Origin of the sequence: Streptomyces amakusaensis, assembly GCF_039532665.1 — a bacterium.
Taxonomy (GTDB): Bacteria; Actinomycetota; Actinomycetes; order Streptomycetales; family Streptomycetaceae; genus Streptomyces; species Streptomyces amakusaensis.
In genome coordinates, this window is sequence record NZ_BAAASB010000011.1 from 37274 (window position 1) to 53273 (window position 16000).

Here is a 16000-nt window from a genome sequence, read left to right on the forward strand (position 1 = left end):
TCAGCGGAGTCTTGGCAGGACCGTGAGCAGTCGGGCGGCGACGGGCGGCGGGTCCGTGCCGTCCTCGCTGGGCATGGTGCGCAGCAGATGGGCCAGGCGCTGCGCCTCCGCCGTCTCGGTGACCAGCGCGGGCAGCAGCGCGGCCAGGGCCCATTCGGCGGCCTCGGAGCGCTGGGCGGTGAGCACCCAGTCGCGCATCCGCTCCAGCGCGGTGCGGGTGTAGTGCCGGTCGCTGAGGGAGGCCCGCCAGAGCGCGGCGATGTCGGCGGCGACCGGGGAGCCCTCGGCGGCGGCCCGCGCGTACCGGGCGAGGAGCATGGGCATTCCGTACCGCTCGGCGTCCTCGGTGTGGCGGCAGCCGCTGAGGAAGCCGCCGAGGGCGAGGCCGTGCACGGCCGGATCGTCGTCGATGGTCCGCCGCAGCTCGGAGAGGACCTCCTCGTCGGCCTCGGACAGCAGCAGGAGCGCGATCGATTCGCCCAGTTCGCTCGCCATCAGCGGGTCGGGGTCCCGGCCCTCCGCCACATTGGCGTAGAAACTGCGGGCCGCGCCGCGCAGGGCGGCCAGCGTCTGCGCGGGGCGCTCCGGACCGATCAGGGCGTAGGTCCTGACCGCGACCCAGCACAGGCCGAGATCCCTGGCGTGGCACCACTGGTCGAGGATGCGCGGGACGTTGGGCGTGCCCAGGGTGTGGGCGAAGGCCAGCGCGTTCGCGGCGACCAGCTTCTCCCGGTAGAGATCGGAGAGCGCCCACGGCTCGATGATCAGCGCCATGGCGGAGGGCAGATCGGTGCGGGCGAGGATCGCCACGGTGGAGGCGGCCCGGGTGCGCACCAGCGGGCGGCCGTCGTCGGCGAGTTGCCGCAGCCAGTTGATCAGGGCGGGCCGGGCCGAGGGGTGTCCCGTCCACAGCTCGCTCAGCAGGATCAGCGCGGCCCGCTCGTCGTGGAAGGCGGCCTTGGACTGGCTGACCGGGCCCCACTCGGTGTGCTCGTCCTCCTCGTACCGCTTGGCGCGCGCCAGTTGGAGCCGCTTGCCGATATGGGTGCCGAAGACGGGCACGACGGGCGGCGCGGAGGAGTTCGCGGTCTTCAGGAGCGAGGTGTACAGCAGATCGCTCAGCTCGGCGGTCAGTGCGTACGGGCCGCCGTCGAAGGCGGCGAGGGCGACCAGGAACGCCTTGTCGCGCAGGGGGATCGCCGTCTCGTCCTCCTCGAACCACTCCTGGATCTGGGCCTTGAGGACCGTCCCCGAGAACCCCGCCACCTCCTCGGCCCCGGCCTCGCCCCGGGCGTGCCGGGCGAGCACCTCGGCGAAGGCCGCGACCTCGCGCGGCTGGTGGCTGCGGTCGAGGAAGGCGCCGGTGGCCGGGAGCGCCAGCATCCGGCCGGTGGTGTCGTCGTCGGTGAGCGCCCGCAGATGCGCGGCGAGCAGCTGGGCGGCGGGGGGCGGACGCCATTCGACGGCGGTGACGCCGTCCAGGGCGGCGGTGGGCCCCACGGTGATCACCAGATGGGCGTTCTTCTCGGCGAGCCGGTCGCGGGCGGCCAGCAGATGGGTCTCGCGCAGCGGCCGGTCACGGCGGGTGACCAGGTCGCAGAGGAGGTGTCCGCCGGCCTGCTGCTCCTGTTCGCCGTCGGCCTCCTCGCCGGTGCCCCAACCGCCGAGGCCGGCGAGATCGGCGGGGGCGGTGTCCCGGGCCAGCGCGCGGACGGAGGCGACGCCGAGGCGGTGCAGCAGCATCAGGGCGGCGGTGCGCCGGCCGGAGAAGTCGGGGCCGGTCAGCACCAGGACGCGTTCCTCGCGGAGCCGGGCCAGCAGCTGGGCGAAGTGCTCGTCGTCGGCGGTGAAGAAGCCGTCCAGCCGGTCCAGCGTGGAGCGGGGGACGATGCCCGAGGTCTGGGCCGAGGCCAGGCCCCCGATCCGGTAGTGGATCTCGGTCTTGCCGCCCATGAAGACATCGCCGGTGACCTGCCCGCCGGAGACGCCGTGCTGGTCGCCGCCGACGAGGCTGCCGCCGAACCGGGCCGAGCCGCCCACCCGCATGTTCCTCGGGCTGTGGCCCTTGAGGTCCCGCAGCGCCGACCAGGCGTCCTGCGGCTGATCGGGCCGGTCGGCCTCCTCGCCGCCCTCCTGCTCGCCCGCCGCGCCCGCTTCCCTGCCCTCGTCGGACGCGGGCTTGGAGCCCTCGGACGGGCCCGCGCCCGGCCCCGCCGGGCCGGGCGGCGGCCTGACGCCCGGGGTTTCGGTGTCGGTGGCGCTCATCGCCGGGTCTCCGGTCCGCCGCCGAGGTGTACGTCCCCGGTGACCGTGCCGCCGGAGACGCCGTGCTGGTCGCCCGCGACGAGGCTGCCGCCGAAGGAGGGCGAGCCGCCCTGGAAGGTGATGGTGACGCCGCCGACGGGAGCCGGGTGGATGTCCGGCACCGGGCGCTCCCCCACGCCGCCCGGTGCCGGAGTCTCTTCCTCTTCGCGGTGGTCCTGGGCCTGCGGGCGAACGGGCGCGCCGGCCGGCAGCTGTCCGTGCAGCCATGCCTTCAGCGGGCCGTTCTTGCTGTCGACGGTGATGGCGTGGAACTGCTCCCGGGGGATGCCCGGGTGGTCGTGGCGCACGATCCCGCCGTGCACGCCCTCCGAGACGCACAGGGCGAAGTCCTCGGCCCGCTCGCGCAGCGCGTCCCGCAGCAGCTGGGCGTCGAGCAGCCGGCAGGCGTGGTTGAGGTCGGAGCCGACCCAGCCGTTGAAGCTGTCCACGGCGACATAGCCGCTGGCCACCACCGCGCGCAGCCGGATCTGGGCGGACTTGGACGCCATCCGGTTGATCATCCGCAGCTGTACGGGGATCTCGCCGAGCACGGCCCTCAGCAGCGCGACGGGGGAGGCGTTGGCGTCGATCAGCTCCATGACGGAGTCACCCCGGTCGGCCCGCATCCGGCGCGTCTCGTCGATGCCCGCGGACTCCAGGACCTGATCGGCGATGTCGTAGAGCATCCGGCGCAGATAGGCCTGCTCGACGTCGTCCCGGTCGCTGTACTTCTCGATGTCCAGCAGCAGGATCATGCGGTTCACGGGATCGGACATGGCCGCCTTCCGGTGGGGGTGGGCTCGCACGAAGAAGCTTCACGCCGGAGCGGCACAGAGCGTGAGGGCGGATGACGCACTCGAAGTGTGACCGTGTGCACAGAGCCGCTCCGAGCCACGGAATGGCCGTATGTGGCCGTACACGGCCGTCGTCCCGGGTGCCGGAGCCCCCGGGACGACGGCCACCCGGGACGACGGCCGTCAGGCCCCCAGCTGCTCGGGCAGATCGGGCAGGGCGTCCCGCCCGGGCACTTCTTGCTGAGCGGGCGGCCCGGCCTCCCCCGGCCGTTCCGAGCGGGCGATCCGGCGCAGGATGTCCGGGCGCATGATCACCAGCTCCCGCCGTCCGGTCGACACCGCCGCCCGGTCCCGCAACTCCTTGAGCAGCCGCTGGACCATCTCCCGCGAGGCCCCGACCGAGCCGGCCAGCTCCTGCTTGCTGAGCCCCACGGACAGCTCGATGCCCTCCTCGGTGCGCCTGCCGTGGGTCCGCGCCAGTTCGAGCAGCAGCGCGGCCAGCCGCTCCCGTACGCTCATCGACGCGAACTCCAGCCGCCGCCGGTCCGCCGCCCTCGTACGGTCGGACGTGAGCCCCAGCAGGGCGAAACAGACGGCGGGGGAGCCGCTGAGGAACTCGGTGAAGCGCTCGCGCTCCACCGCCACCGTCCCCACCGCCTCCAGGGCGGTCACCGTCGCCGAGCGTGCCCGCCCGGTCAGCGCCGAGGCCTCTCCGACGATGTCGCCGGGGCCGCGCAGCGCGAGGAGCGCCTCGTAGCCGTTGGGGGCCGAGGCGGTGACCTTGGTCCAGCCGCGCACGATGATCAGTACGTGCGAGGAGGGCTCGTGCTGGCGGAGAATCACCGCCCTGGGCGCGAAGGTCATCTCGCTGCCGAGCGCGAGCAGGGCGGAGCGGTCCTCGCCCTCCAGCCTGGCAAGAAACGGAACCCGGTCGTCCAGGCCACCGTCACTGAGTGAGTACGCTGCCGTCATCCAGTCCCCCGATCGTCGTGCGGCGTCCGAAAAGGTACTGAAGGGGGGCGTCCGATGGACCCGGAACGGCGGTATCCGGCCATGGAAAACGGTTTCTCCGCAGAACCGGGCGTCCTCATGGGCGAATGAGGGCGGAACGTCCGGCGCGTCGCGGTGGACTCCATTTGTTTTGACCGCAGCCCATGCGGTAGGTACGCTCTGACCTTGTGCCTGGGGTGTGCCTGGGCTCCCGTGCGTGTCCTCAACCGCAGGGCGAGCCCGATCATCGGCCACCGTATTCTGCGCCTTTTCTCGCCTCAGGGCGAGGGTCTCGCAGTTTCGACACACCCGACCGCGTGGGTCGGCGACGTTTCAGGTTAGTTTCACGAACGGCACACAGAAACCGGAGAAGTAGTGCCTACGATCCAGCAGCTGGTCCGGAAGGGCCGGCAGGACAAGGTCGAGAAGAACAAGACGCCCGCGCTTGAGGGTTCGCCCCAGCGCCGCGGCGTCTGCACGCGTGTGTTCACGACCACCCCGAAGAAGCCGAACTCGGCCCTGCGCAAGGTCGCGCGTGTGCGTCTGACCTCTGGCATCGAGGTCACGGCCTACATCCCGGGTGAGGGACACAACCTGCAGGAGCACTCGATCGTGCTCGTGCGTGGTGGCCGTGTGAAGGACCTGCCGGGTGTTCGTTACAAGATCATCCGCGGCTCCCTTGACACCCAGGGCGTCAAGAACCGCAAGCAGGCCCGTAGCCGCTACGGCGCCAAGAAGGAGAAGTAAGAATGCCTCGTAAGGGCCCCGCCCCGAAGCGCCCGGTCATCATCGACCCGGTCTACAGCTCTCCTCTTGTCACCTCGCTGATCAACAAGCTTCTGCTTGACGGCAAGCGTTCCACCGCCGAGCGGATCGTCTACGGCGCCATGGAAGGCCTCCGCGAGAAGACCGGCGCAGACCCGGTCATCACGCTGAAGCGCGCGCTGGAGAACGTCAAGCCCTCCCTCGAGGTCAAGTCCCGCCGTGTCGGTGGCGCCACCTACCAGGTGCCGATCGAGGTCAAGCCCGGTCGTGCCGCCACGCTCTCGCTGCGCTGGATCGTGGGTTACTCCCGCGCCCGCCGTGAGAAGACCATGACCGAGCGCCTCATGAACGAACTGCTCGACGCCTCGAACGGCCTCGGCGCTTCGGTCAAGAAGCGTGAGGACACGCACAAGATGGCCGAGTCCAACAAGGCCTTCGCGCACTACCGCTGGTAGTCCCTACCCACATCGAGACCGAGAGAAGACTGAGCCATATGGCCACCACTTCGCTTGACCTGGCCAAGGTCCGCAACATTGGGATCATGGCCCACATCGACGCGGGCAAGACGACGACCACCGAGCGCATCCTGTTCTACACCGGTGTGAGCTACAAGATCGGTGAGGTCCACGACGGCGCTGCCACGATGGACTGGATGGAGCAGGAGCAGGAGCGCGGCATCACGATCACGTCGGCCGCGACGACCTGTCACTGGCCGCTCGAGGATGTCGATCACACGATCAACATCATCGACACTCCGGGTCACGTCGACTTCACCGTCGAGGTGGAGCGTTCGCTCCGCGTCCTCGACGGTGCTGTCACCGTGTTCGACGGCGTCGCCGGCGTTGAGCCGCAGTCCGAGACCGTCTGGCGTCAGGCGGACCGCTACGGCGTTCCGCGTATCTGCTTCGTCAACAAGCTCGACCGCACCGGCGCCGAGTTCCACCGTTGCGTCGACATGATCAGCGGCCGCCTCGGCGCCGTGCCGATCGTGATGCAGCTGCCCATCGGTGCCGAGATGGACTTCAAGGGTGTCGTCGACCTCGTCACCATGAAGGCCTTCGTCTGGTCCGCCGAGGCGTCCAAGGGCGAGATGTACGACGTCGTCGACATCCCGGCCACCCACACCGAGGCTGCCGAGGAGTACCGCGGCAAGCTTCTGGAGACGGTCGCCGAGAACGACGAAGAGCTGATGGAGCTGTACCTGGAGGGCACTGAGCCCACCGAGGAGCAGCTGTACGCCGCGATCCGTCGTATCACCATCGCCTCCGGCAAGTCCGAGGGCGTCACGATCACCCCCGTCTTCTGCGGTACCGCGTTCAAGAACAAGGGCGTCCAGCCCCTGCTCGACGCGGTCGTGCGCTACCTTCCCTCCCCCCTGGACGTCGAGGCCATCGAGGGCCACGACGTCAAGGACCCGGAGCTGGTCGTCAAGCGCAAGCCGTCGGACGACGAGCCCCTGTCGGCCCTCGCGTTCAAGATCGCGAGCGACCCGCACCTGGGCAAGCTGACCTTCATCCGGATCTACTCCGGTCGCCTGAACTCGGGCACCGCGGTTCTGAACTCCGTGAAGGGCCGCAAGGAGCGCATCGGCAAGATCTACCGTATGCACGCGAACAAGCGTGAGGAGATCGAGTCGGTGGGCGCGGGCGACATCGTCGCCGTCATGGGCCTCAAGCAGACCACCACCGGTGAGACGCTGAGCGACGAGAAGAACCCGGTCATCCTGGAGTCCATGGACTTCCCGGCGCCGGTCATTCAGGTCGCCATCGAGCCCAAGTCCAAGGGTGACCAGGAGAAGCTGGGTGTAGCCATCCAGCGTCTCGCGGAGGAGGACCCCTCCTTCCAGGTGCACACCAACGAGGAGACCGGCCAGACCATCATCGGTGGTATGGGCGAGCTTCACCTCGAGGTGCTGGTCGACCGGATGCGCCGCGAGTTCCGCGTCGAGGCCAACGTCGGCAAGCCGCAGGTCGCCTACCGCGAGACGATCCGCAAGGCCGTCGAGCGCGTCGACTACACGCACAAGAAGCAGACCGGTGGTACCGGTCAGTTCGCGAAGGTGCAGATCGCGATCGAGCCCATCGAGGGCGGCGACGCGAGCTACGAGTTCGTGAACAAGGTCACCGGTGGCCGCATCCCCAAGGAGTACATCCCTTCGGTGGACGCGGGTGCGCAGGAGGCCATGCAGTTCGGCATCCTCGCCGGCTACGAGATGACGGGCGTCCGTCTGACGCTCCTCGACGGTGGCTACCACGAGGTCGACTCCTCCGAGCTCGCCTTCAAGATCGCCGGTTCGCAGGCGTTCAAGGAGGCCGCGCGCAAGGCCAGCCCCGTGCTGCTCGAGCCGATGATGTCGGTCGAGGTGACCACGCCCGAGGACTACATGGGCGATGTCATCGGCGACATCAACTCCCGCCGTGGCCAGATTCAGGCCATGGAGGACCGTGCCGGCGCCAAGGTCGTCAAGGGCCTGGTGCCGCTCTCGGAGATGTTCGGCTACGTCGGAGACCTCCGCAGCAAGACCTCGGGTCGCGCAAGCTACTCGATGCAGTTCGACTCCTACGCCGAGGTTCCGCGGAACGTCGCCGAGGAGATCATCGCGAAGGCCAAGGGCGAGTAACTCACCCGAGTACACGCTTTAGGCTTGTCACCGGAGCCTGCCGCGGACATTCCAGCCGAATACCTACGTAGACGGTTGGAGTGTCCCGGGCTCCGGCAATCCAGCAAAGATCACCTGGCGCCGATGAAGCAAGGCGTACAGAACCACTCCACAGGAGGACCCAGTGGCGAAGGCGAAGTTCGAGCGGACTAAGCCGCACGTCAACATCGGCACCATCGGTCACATTGACCACGGTAAGACGACCCTCACGGCCGCCATTACCAAGGTGCTGCACGACGCGTACCCGGACCTGAACGAGGCCTCGGCCTTCGACCAGATCGACAAGGCTCCCGAGGAGCGCCAGCGCGGTATCACGATCTCGATCGCGCACGTCGAGTACCAGACGGAGTCGCGTCACTACGCGCACGTCGACTGCCCGGGTCACGCGGACTACATCAAGAACATGATCACGGGTGCGGCGCAGATGGACGGCGCCATCCTCGTGGTCGCGGCCACCGACGGCCCGATGCCGCAGACCAAGGAGCACGTGCTCCTGGCCCGCCAGGTCGGCGTTCCGTACATCGTCGTCGCCCTGAACAAGGCCGACATGGTGGACGACGAGGAGATCCTGGAGCTCGTCGAGCTCGAGGTCCGTGAGCTCCTCTCCGAGTACGAGTTCCCGGGCGACGACCTGCCGGTCGTCAAGGTCTCGGCGCTCAAGGCGCTCGAGGGCGACAAGGAGTGGGGCCAGTCGGTCCTGAACCTGATGGCCGCCGTCGACGAGTCGATCCCGCAGCCCGAGCGCGACGTCGACAAGCCGTTCCTGATGCCGATCGAGGACGTCTTCACGATCACCGGTCGTGGCACCGTCGTCACCGGTCGTATCGAGCGTGGTGTCCTCAAGGTCAACGAGACCGTCGACATCGTCGGTATCAAGACCGAGAAGACCACCACCACGGTCACCGGCATCGAGATGTTCCGCAAGCTGCTCGACGAGGGCCAGGCCGGTGAGAACGTCGGTCTGCTCCTCCGTGGCATCAAGCGCGAGGACGTCGAGCGCGGCCAGGTCATCATCAAGCCCGGTTCGGTCACGCCGCACACCGAGTTCGAGGCCCAGGCCTACATCCTGTCGAAGGACGAGGGTGGCCGTCACACCCCGTTCTTCAACAACTACCGCCCGCAGTTCTACTTCCGTACCACGGACGTGACCGGCGTTGTGACCCTCCCCGAGGGCACCGAGATGGTCATGCCGGGTGACAACACCGTCATGACGGTGAACCTCATCCAGCCCGTCGCCATGGAAGAGGGCCTGAAGTTCGCCATCCGTGAGGGTGGCCGGACCGTCGGCGCCGGCCAGGTCACCAAGATCCTCGCCTAATTCGGCGAAGTTCTGACCTGGTAGCTCCGTACAGGGCACCAAGAGAGAGGCCCCATACCGCAAGGTGTGGGGCCTCTCTTCTTCGTTCTGAGGCTCAGCGCGCCTGCGCCGCCGTGTCGTCCGCCGCCATCGCCTCCGGACGCCAGATCCACGGCCGGGCGTCCGGGCCGAGCCCCACGACCGTCGCCCCGTACGGGCTGTCCAGCAGCGCGGCGGACTCCAGCGCGAGCGGCCCCCGGCCCCGCGTCATCACCCGGCCCCCGCCGCTCAGCAGCCGCAGCCGGCCGCGCGAATCCCGCGACATCACCGCGTCCCCCCGACGGGTGGCGACGGCGCCAACCGGCCCGTACCCCCGCAGACCGACCGCCTCGGCGGGACGCCCGCCCGGGGCTACGGAGGTGACGCCGGCCGTCGCCGGCTCCCGGTAGTACAGCTGTACGCCGCCCCCGCGGCCGGGCAGCGCGGCGACGGGCCCGCCGGGCAGCGGCCCGATCCCGGCCGGCCGGAAGGCCACATCCGCCCCGGGTCCGGGCTGGGCCCAGTGCCGTACGGTGTCCTGCCCCGCGCCGAAGACATGCACCAGGCCGTCCGCGTCCACCACGGCCGACAGCCCGTCCTGGACCGCCTCCCCGCCGAGCGCCCGCCAGGGACCCCAGCGCCCGTCCGCAGCCCGTACCCGCGTGCTGACCTGCCGGTCCGCGTTCCGTACGAAGAGATGGACCCGGCCGTCCGGTGCCGTCACCGCCACCGGGACACCGATCCGGCGGCCCCGGTCGTCCGTCTCCTCCGGATTGCCGAGCCCGGTCCAGGCGCGAAACGCCCCGCCCGCCGACCGCTGCTCCAGCAGCACGATCTCCCGCCGATTGGCCGCGCCCCGGCCGCCGAGCGCGGCGATCCGCAGCCCGAACAGCAGCTGCCGCCCGTCCTTGAGAGCCGCCGAGCCCAGTACGGGGGCGAGCGGGCCGCCGCCGAGATCCTCCGGGACGCCCCATCGGCCGCCCCCCGCCTCCGTCTCGCGCCAGCGCACCGCGCGCAGCCCGAGCACCCCGTACACGGCGAGCCGTCCGTCCTGCCCGTCCCGCCCGTCCCGCTCGGCGAAGACGGCGGGCCGGGGCCCGGGGTGGCGGTGGTGGGTGGAGCGCACCCACCCCTTCTTGTTGGTCAGCGGCCGGTCGCCGCCCACGCCGTAGTCGCCGCAGCCGGCCGTGTTGCCGCACTGCCACTCGGGGTCGCCGCCGTAGGGCACCAGATGGTCCGCCTTCTCGCGCAGCGTCCCGGGCGGCAGATTCTTCGGCCAGTGCCGGTTGTAGTAGCCACGGAAGGCGTTCGCCACAAAACCGGGCACCTGCCCGCCGTTCTCCGTCGCCTCCGCGACCCAGCGGATCATCGCGGACCAGGCGAAGAGCGCGGCCGTGGTGTGGTCGGCGTGGTCGGAGTAGCCCGGCTGCTCACTGTCCTTGCGCCGGGTCCGCTCGTCGCTGAGCTGGATGTCCGGGTCGGGGTCCAGGGTCTGCACGACGGTCGGCCGGTACTGCTGCATCAGCCCGACCAGCACCCCCAGCAGCGCGTCATGGTCGTACTCCACGTCCTCGCGCAGCGGCGAGCCCTCGGCGACGACGGTCCGCACGCTCATCGAGCGGTCGTGCCACAGGTCCGGCAGCGCCGTCCAGTGGCGGCGGGTGTGCTCGGGCAGATTGAGGAAGATCAGCTCCACTCGGCGGTTTCCGCTGGTGAGCGTATTGATCTCGGCCCGCCGGTCCCCCCGCAGCGAGGCGGTCCCCTTGGTCCACGGCGTGAACTTGTCGAGCCCGAGGAGCGAGGCGTACGCCTGCCGCAGGCCCTGGTGCCGGGCCGAGGTGTACGCCTCGGTGTCGGCGGCCACCTCGGGACCGCCGGGGGCGCGGTTGACGCCCCGGTGCTCCCCGGCGGTGATGTAGACGCTGACGAGAGGCACTCCGGAGTCCAGCATCCGCTGGGTGTCCGGGTTCATGAAGTACAGATCGTCGTCCGGGTGCGCGAGTATCTGCATCAACTGCGCCCGCCCGGCGCTCGCGATCGGCATCCCCGGCGCGGGGTCCGCCGCCGGTACGGGCCGACGCCGGGGCTCCGGCACCGAGCAGCCCGCCGCAGCAGCCGCGGTCGCTGCGGCGAGGGCGGCGATCACGCTCCGGCGGCGGGCTCCGGCCGCGCGCCGGGGCTCCGGTATTCGGGCAGCCGTCATCGCGGCGTCGCCGGGTCCGTTGTTCACTTGTGCGCTGCTCCGTCCGCTTCCCCCGCAGCGGCCGGGCTGTGCCCTCTCGTCCGCGCGTTGTGCTTCTTGCTGCTGTGCTTCTTGCTTTGGGTGCGAACGGGTTGGTCAGGCCCGTTCGCGCTGAACTAGACGGATAATCCTATCGGGGGGTTGCTTTTGGGTCGGCGGAAGTGTTCCGCTGCTGATGGAGGCCCTGGTCGCCGGGGGAAATCACCTCCGGGTGATTTCTTGTCGCGTCGCACGGGCCGCTGCGAAGATCTTGTTCTTCGCTATCTGAGGAATCGATTCTTCGGATGGGTCACAGGGTGCCGAAACAGGGGGAACTGTCATGTCTGTGCACCGCTCGCGCTCGTTGCACCTGTCCCTGGCGGCAGCCGTCGCGCTGCTGTCGCTCACGGGGTGCTCGTCCGGGTCGTCGGAGGAGCGGGCCGCCGAGAGGCCGTCGCCCTCGGCGAAGCCCTCGCAGTCCTCGAAGCCTGCGGCGGCGGCCACGGCGGCCCTGCCCGTACTGGACGAGGACTTCCCTGGGACCGTCGTCCTCCGCCAGGGCGAGACCCGGGGCGGCGCGGACCTCGCCTTCGGCCCCGGGAAGAAGGACGACTCCCTGGCCGTCACCGTGAACTGCCAGGGCAAGGGAACCCTTCAGGTCACCCTCCGCCCCGTCGGCGCGAGCTTCCCCATGACCTGCGTCGACGGCGAGGTGACCACCATCCAGAACCACACCGTCACGAGTAAGTCCGAGCGCGCCGGCACCGTCTCCGTCGACGCCCACTCCGGCGTCCGCTGGTCCCTGACCGTCAGCCGGGGCCCCGCCCCGGAGGCGGACCTCGGGCCGGTGTCGGGCGAGATGGAGATGTAGCCCAGGCTCAGGGTGTGGGCGGCCCCTGATCCAGCTCCGCCCACACCGTCTTCCCCGGCGCCGGCCCCGAAACCACCCCCCAGCGGTCCGCGAACGTCTCCACGAGCAGCAGCCCCCGCCCGCTCTCGTCCTCCTCGTCCGTGTCCCTCCGCCCGGGCGCCCGCTCCCCGCGCGTGTCCGTCACCTCGATCCGCAGCGTCCCCCCGACCTCCGCCAACGTCATCCGGAAATCCCTCCCCGGCACCCGCCCATGCGTCGCCGCATTCGCCGCCAGCTCCGCGACGACCTGCGCCGCCGCCTCCGCCTCACGTCCCCACGACTCGATCTGCCGGACGGCGAGCCGCCGCGCGAGCCGCGCGCCCCGGCGGGTGGAGGAGATCCGCACGCTGAACTGGCGGGTGGGGGTGGGGGTTTGAGTGATGTGGTTCACGTCACCCAGCGTGGCGAGATGTGCGCGCCGTGAGAAGTGGCGCGCTGGGTACGCCCGCGTTCTGTCCCGCCGTTGTCTCGTCCTGTCCGCTCTGTCTCGCGTGACGCCCGGGTACGGCGGCCGTTGAACACGGTCAACACGCCGAAAGCAGGTGCGAGATGGACGATACGACGGACGTGACGGATGGGGCTGACGAGCCCGGCTGGGATGTCGATCCACAGGACGAGATTGCGCCCGCAGTGGAGATGGCAGGAGCGCAGCTCAGGGCTTGGCGGGAGGACGCAGGGCTGTCGGTGGCGGAGTTTGCGCGGTTGATCGGATACAGCGAGGACCTCGTCCGCAAGGTGGAGAGGGGAGCGAGGATTCCGCGCCCGGAGTTCCTGGACAAGGCGGACAGGACGCTGAAGGCCAGCGGCAGGATCACGGCGATGAAGAAGGTGATGGCGGAGGCGAGGTACCCGAAGAAGGTTCGGAAGCTGGCGAAGATCGAGGCGCAAGCGGTCCAGTTCGAGATGTACGACAACCACAACATCCATGGCTTGTTGCAGACGGAGGAGTACGCCCGAGCGCTGATCGAAACACGACGGCCCGCCTACTCGCCGGATGAGGTCGAGCGGATGGTGGGGGGCCGGATGGCCAGGCACTCGATCTTCGACCGCTCACCGGCCCCGGAGCTGAGTTTCGTCCAGGAAGAGGTGACGCTGCGCCGCCCGATCGGGGGCAGAATGGTGTTGCGTCGCCAGCTCGAACGCCTGTTGGAGGTGGCCCAGTTGCGAAACGTTGAAATCCAGGTAATGCCGACGTTGCATGAGGGCCATGCTGGAATGGGCGGCGTGATCGAGGTGCTGAAGTTTGGAGACGGCAAGGCTGTGGGGCGCTCCGATGGGGCCTTCTCCGGCCGCCCGGTCTCTGACCCCAAGCAGCTCCGGATCTTGGAGCTGCGATATGGCATCATCCGGGGCCAGGCTCTCAGCCCACGGGAGTCGCTGGCCTTCATCGAGCAAGTGCTGGGAGAGACATGATCCGCAAGCCCTCTGCTGGGAACGGTTCCGGGCCGGAGTGGTTCAAGAGCAGCTACAGCAGCAGCAGTGAAGGCGACTCCTGCGTCGAGGTCGCGGCCACCTCCTCCTGCGGCACCGTCCATGTCCGCGACTCCAAGAACCTCCAGGGCCCCCAGCTCGGCTTCACGGCCGATGCCTGGTCCGGCTTCATCGCGTACGCCTCCGCCACCTGACCCGCAACGCAGAGTGCCCCGCCCCCATCGGGAACGGGGCACTCGCCCGTCAGGCGCGGCCCTCGCGGAAGAGCCCCTCCGCCTCGGTCACGGTCAGCGCTCGCTCCAGCCAGCGGCTCAGCGTGTCGAGATCCGTACAGCCGGCGATCCGTTCTCTCGCCGCCGGCCCGACGGGGACTCCCCGTTTCTCCAGGATCCTCAGGATCACTCGTACCCGTTCCGAGGTGAAGGCCTCTTTGTGAGTGCCGGTTTTCCGCGTGGGCTCGTATGAAGAAGTGACCATGAAAGGGACGCTAGAAAGCCCGATCCCGTATGGCTATGCCATTGGCACATGACAACTCGAACGGGCTCCCTAGGAGCCGATGGTTGACGGCAGGCTCGAAGCGAGGTTTGCGCGGGCGGCGGCCATAAAGGCGGCCTTGTGTTCCTCAAGGTGCTCGTTGACCTCGACGTCGCCGATCTCCCGCCAGACCGCCTGGTTGAGTGCCCGGCCGTATGCGTGCACGGGGGCGTGCAGAGCCTCGTCGCAGAGGAGCGCGAGATGCCGCTCCGCGATCCAGAGGCTGGTCATCGAAGCCGAGGCGGCACTGCTCCAGGCGTCGTCGTCGCCCCAGGACTCGGGACGGCTGTAGGCCGCCCGCTCGGCGTCCTGCGCGCACACGATGAAGTCCTTGATCGCCTGCATCTGCTCCGCCCGGCGGGCCTCGCCGGTGGCGACAGCCTGCCGGCGTTCTTCCAGCCGCTCGGCCGAACGCTGGGTGGAGCGCTGGGAGAGCGCGGTGAGCCCGCCGCCGAGCGCGACTCCCGCGAGGGAGAAGAGCGGAGCCCACAGTTCCATCGCCATCAGGCGTCCCCCTGCGCCATGTCCCGGCGCATTAGCGTGCCCACGGTCTCGTACCGGCGCAGCGAGCCGTCCGGCGCGGTGACGTCCCAGGCGTCCGGGCGGCTGCCGTAGGCCTCGTACCCCAGCCGCTCGTACAGGGCCCGGGCCCGTGGGTTGGCCTCCTCCACCGCCAGCTCGGCGCGGCGCAGACCGCGTGACCGAATACGTTCCTCAGCGGCCCGGACGAGGATGGTGCCCAGCCCGCACGACTGAAGGGCCGGCAGCACCGCGAGCTGCCACAGCGTGCCCGCGCCCTCGACGGCCCGGTAGTCGACCCCTCCGATCGCCACCGGCACCCCGGCCGGAGTGCACAGGGCCAGGTAGTCCACCTCTCCCGCCGCCGCGCGCTCCAGCGCCCTCTCCACCTGCACCAGGCGCGCGGCCGTGCCCGCCCACGTACAGGCCGGCAGATCGGCGGGGGTCAGGTCGCGGACGACTATCGGTACGGCGACTTCGGCCGTCCTGGTGCTGGAGAGGTTCATGTGCCCATCCCACCACCCCAAGGAAGCTGTGGGCCAAGGCATTTCGGGTGTGCTCCAGCGGGCTCAGGCGAGGCGTTCGCCGAGTTTGGCCGACTTCCGCTCGTGGCCCTTGGTGTGCCACCAGTCGAAGAGCTGCGCGCGGGTCACGCTCGCGATGTGGCGGACCAGATGCGGTGGAGGAGAGCCGTCGAAGAGCGCGCTGTCCGAGTTGTCCCTCGGCAGGCGCACGCGCCACCGCTCCCCGTGGGCCAGCAGCTCGACCACCACGTCGAAGGTCCGTCCCCGCTCGGCGATCTCCAGACCGGTGACCTCAAGGGTGGCCGAGGAGTCGTCGAGCCGGCCCGTCAAGTGGGGTGCGAGAAGGTCCCGGACCCGCTGTGCGTCGGGTGTCATGGGGCAGTCCTAACAAGCGGCGGGTTCTGCCGCCAGGGAATCGGCCATGCGGCGTGTGGTTCGGGCCGTGTGTCTTCTTTTATTCGCTGCTGTCGCCGCCGTTCCGTAAGTTGCGTGGAGAGCGACCAGCGCTGCGGAGGGGGACCGATGGCTTGGGACGAATGGGCGCGGATAAAGGCGGACGTGAGCGCCCGGCAGGACGGTGCCGACGGGCCGATGCGGCTCAACCAGCTCGCGCCGCTCGGCGGCGGCGGTGCGGGCGGTGCGGCCCCGGATCTGGCGTCCAGCCCGGCGGAGAAGAAGGCCGCGTCGAAGGCGCTCAAGGAGCAGCTGGAGCCCGGTGTCCGCAGGGACGGCAGCCGTACGGCGGAGAGCATGGGCGCGGCGGCGAAGGAGTTCGGCGCGAGGGACGGTTCCGGCTGGGACGCGGCCGGTGCGCTGAAGAAGGCGCAGGAGACCTGGGAGGCCCAGGTGAAGTCGCTGCTCGGCGGTCTGGCCAGGGAACAGAGCCTGCTGAGCGCGACCGCCGTCACTCTGGGCGGCACTGATGCGGGGATCGCCGTGCAGATGAACAGGCAGTCCCGGATCGACGGCCTCTGATCGATTGATCGAACTGGTTGAACTGGCCCAACGGCTCC

17 protein-coding genes are annotated in these 16000 nt (G+C 69.8%); 8 read left to right on the forward strand and 9 right to left on the reverse strand.

What is annotated here, in order from left to right:
* From ABD371_RS20040 to ABD371_RS20050, 3 genes are all read right to left on the reverse strand, one after another.
* Complete coding sequence (locus ABD371_RS20040) at positions 1–2265, reverse strand: hypothetical protein (RefSeq protein WP_344478848.1); 2265 nt, start codon at positions 2263–2265, stop codon at positions 1–3.
* Positions 2262–3080 (reverse strand): hypothetical protein, encoded by an 819-nt coding sequence (locus tag ABD371_RS20045; protein WP_344478851.1) that lies wholly within the window; start codon positions 3078–3080, stop codon positions 2262–2264. The genes ABD371_RS20040 and ABD371_RS20045 overlap by 4 nt, the downstream gene beginning before the upstream one ends.
* A gap of 201 nt (positions 3081–3281) precedes the next feature.
* Complete coding sequence (locus ABD371_RS20050) at positions 3282–4070, reverse strand: Crp/Fnr family transcriptional regulator (RefSeq protein WP_344478853.1); 789 nt, start codon at positions 4068–4070, stop codon at positions 3282–3284.
* 393 nt (positions 4071–4463) lie between these two features.
* Between ABD371_RS20050 and rpsL the strand changes: the two genes are divergently transcribed.
* From rpsL to tuf, 4 genes are all read left to right on the forward strand, one after another.
* Positions 4464–4835, forward strand: a complete 372-nt coding sequence (rpsL, locus tag ABD371_RS20055; RefSeq protein WP_003948652.1) for a 30S ribosomal protein S12 — start codon at positions 4464–4466, stop codon at positions 4833–4835.
* A 2-nt stretch (positions 4836–4837) separates the two neighbouring features.
* On the forward strand, positions 4838–5308 hold the full coding sequence (rpsG, locus tag ABD371_RS20060; RefSeq protein ID WP_190121713.1) for a 30S ribosomal protein S7: 471 nt from the start codon (positions 4838–4840) through the stop codon (positions 5306–5308).
* Positions 5309–5346: 38 nt separating this feature from the next.
* On the forward strand, positions 5347–7473 hold the full coding sequence (gene fusA, locus ABD371_RS20065) for an elongation factor G (RefSeq protein ID WP_190121712.1): 2127 nt from the start codon (positions 5347–5349) through the stop codon (positions 7471–7473).
* A gap of 163 nt (positions 7474–7636) precedes the next feature.
* Positions 7637–8830: an elongation factor Tu gene (tuf, locus tag ABD371_RS20070; protein ID WP_190121711.1), complete on the forward strand. Its 1194-nt coding sequence runs from the start codon at positions 7637–7639 to the stop codon at positions 8828–8830.
* 94 nt (positions 8831–8924) lie between these two features.
* On the opposite strand, the gene ABD371_RS20075 is transcribed toward tuf, so the two are convergent.
* A complete protein-coding gene (locus tag ABD371_RS20075; protein WP_344479221.1) occupies positions 8925–11051 on the reverse strand; it encodes a PIG-L family deacetylase in 2127 nt (708 codons plus the stop codon).
* A 358-nt stretch (positions 11052–11409) separates the two neighbouring features.
* Here ABD371_RS20075 and ABD371_RS20080 point away from each other — a divergent pair, with 358 nt between their 5' ends.
* Entirely contained in the window at positions 11410–11940 is a 531-nt protein-coding gene (locus ABD371_RS20080) for a hypothetical protein (RefSeq protein WP_344478855.1), read from the forward strand.
* A 7-nt stretch (positions 11941–11947) separates the two neighbouring features.
* On the opposite strand, the gene ABD371_RS20085 is transcribed toward ABD371_RS20080, so the two are convergent.
* Positions 11948–12370 (reverse strand): ATP-binding protein, encoded by a 423-nt coding sequence (locus ABD371_RS20085; RefSeq protein ID WP_344478857.1) that lies wholly within the window; start codon positions 12368–12370, stop codon positions 11948–11950.
* A gap of 158 nt (positions 12371–12528) precedes the next feature.
* Between ABD371_RS20085 and ABD371_RS20090 the strand changes: the two genes are divergently transcribed.
* Entirely contained in the window at positions 12529–13392 is an 864-nt protein-coding gene (locus ABD371_RS20090; RefSeq protein WP_344478858.1) for a helix-turn-helix domain-containing protein, read from the forward strand.
* Positions 13389–13604 carry a DUF397 domain-containing protein gene (locus ABD371_RS20095; RefSeq protein WP_344478860.1) on the forward strand — a complete coding sequence of 72 codons (216 nt, stop codon included), beginning with the start codon at positions 13389–13391 and terminating at the stop codon, positions 13602–13604. Before ABD371_RS20090 ends, ABD371_RS20095 begins: the two co-directional genes overlap by 4 nt.
* Positions 13605–13653: 49 nt before the next feature.
* Here the strand turns inward: ABD371_RS20095 and ABD371_RS20100 are convergent, their stop codons facing one another.
* The 4 genes from ABD371_RS20100 to ABD371_RS20115 form a co-directional block, all read right to left on the reverse strand.
* A complete protein-coding gene (locus tag ABD371_RS20100) occupies positions 13654–13887 on the reverse strand; it encodes a hypothetical protein (protein ID WP_344478861.1) in 234 nt (77 codons plus the stop codon).
* A 69-nt stretch (positions 13888–13956) separates the two neighbouring features.
* Positions 13957–14448: a hypothetical protein gene (locus tag ABD371_RS20105; RefSeq protein WP_344478863.1), complete on the reverse strand. Its 492-nt coding sequence runs from the start codon at positions 14446–14448 to the stop codon at positions 13957–13959.
* The gene (locus tag ABD371_RS20110; protein ID WP_344478865.1) at positions 14448–14969 is read right to left on the reverse strand and encodes a GNAT family N-acetyltransferase; all 522 of its coding nucleotides are present in this window, start codon (positions 14967–14969) and stop codon (positions 14448–14450) included. Before ABD371_RS20110 ends, ABD371_RS20105 begins: the two co-directional genes overlap by 1 nt.
* 63 nt (positions 14970–15032) lie before the next feature.
* Complete coding sequence (locus ABD371_RS20115) at positions 15033–15362, reverse strand: hypothetical protein (protein ID WP_344478867.1); 330 nt, start codon at positions 15360–15362, stop codon at positions 15033–15035.
* Between the two features lie 147 nt (positions 15363–15509).
* Between ABD371_RS20115 and ABD371_RS20120 the strand changes: the two genes are divergently transcribed.
* Positions 15510–15962 (forward strand): hypothetical protein, encoded by a 453-nt coding sequence (locus tag ABD371_RS20120; protein ID WP_344478868.1) that lies wholly within the window; start codon positions 15510–15512, stop codon positions 15960–15962.
* Positions 15963–16000 lie beyond the last annotated feature (38 nt).

Excerpts from the sequence above, each read along its gene's own strand:
- ABD371_RS20040 (WP_344478848.1), bottom strand. The coding sequence starts at position 2,265 with ATGAGCGCCACCGACACCGAAACCCCGGGCGTCAGGCCGCCGCCCGGC.
- ABD371_RS20045 (WP_344478851.1), bottom strand. The coding sequence starts at position 3,080 with ATGTCCGATCCCGTGAACCGCATGATCCTGCTGCTGGACATCGAGAAG.
- ABD371_RS20050 (WP_344478853.1), bottom strand. The coding sequence starts at position 4,070 with ATGACGGCAGCGTACTCACTCAGTGACGGTGGCCTGGACGACCGGGTT.
- rpsG (WP_190121713.1), top strand. The coding sequence starts at position 4,838 with ATGCCTCGTAAGGGCCCCGCCCCGAAGCGCCCGGTCATCATCGACCCG.
- fusA (WP_190121712.1), top strand. The coding sequence starts at position 5,347 with ATGGCCACCACTTCGCTTGACCTGGCCAAGGTCCGCAACATTGGGATC.
- ABD371_RS20075 (WP_344479221.1), bottom strand. The coding sequence starts at position 11,051 with ATGACGGCTGCCCGAATACCGGAGCCCCGGCGCGCGGCCGGAGCCCGC.
- ABD371_RS20080 (WP_344478855.1), top strand. The coding sequence starts at position 11,410 with ATGTCTGTGCACCGCTCGCGCTCGTTGCACCTGTCCCTGGCGGCAGCC.
- ABD371_RS20090 (WP_344478858.1), top strand. The coding sequence starts at position 12,529 with ATGGACGATACGACGGACGTGACGGATGGGGCTGACGAGCCCGGCTGG.
- ABD371_RS20095 (WP_344478860.1), top strand. The coding sequence starts at position 13,389 with ATGATCCGCAAGCCCTCTGCTGGGAACGGTTCCGGGCCGGAGTGGTTC.
- ABD371_RS20100 (WP_344478861.1), bottom strand. The coding sequence starts at position 13,887 with ATGGTCACTTCTTCATACGAGCCCACGCGGAAAACCGGCACTCACAAA.
- ABD371_RS20105 (WP_344478863.1), bottom strand. The coding sequence starts at position 14,448 with ATGGCGATGGAACTGTGGGCTCCGCTCTTCTCCCTCGCGGGAGTCGCG.
- ABD371_RS20110 (WP_344478865.1), bottom strand. The coding sequence starts at position 14,969 with ATGAACCTCTCCAGCACCAGGACGGCCGAAGTCGCCGTACCGATAGTC.
- ABD371_RS20115 (WP_344478867.1), bottom strand. The coding sequence starts at position 15,362 with ATGACACCCGACGCACAGCGGGTCCGGGACCTTCTCGCACCCCACTTG.
- ABD371_RS20120 (WP_344478868.1), top strand. The coding sequence starts at position 15,510 with ATGGCTTGGGACGAATGGGCGCGGATAAAGGCGGACGTGAGCGCCCGG.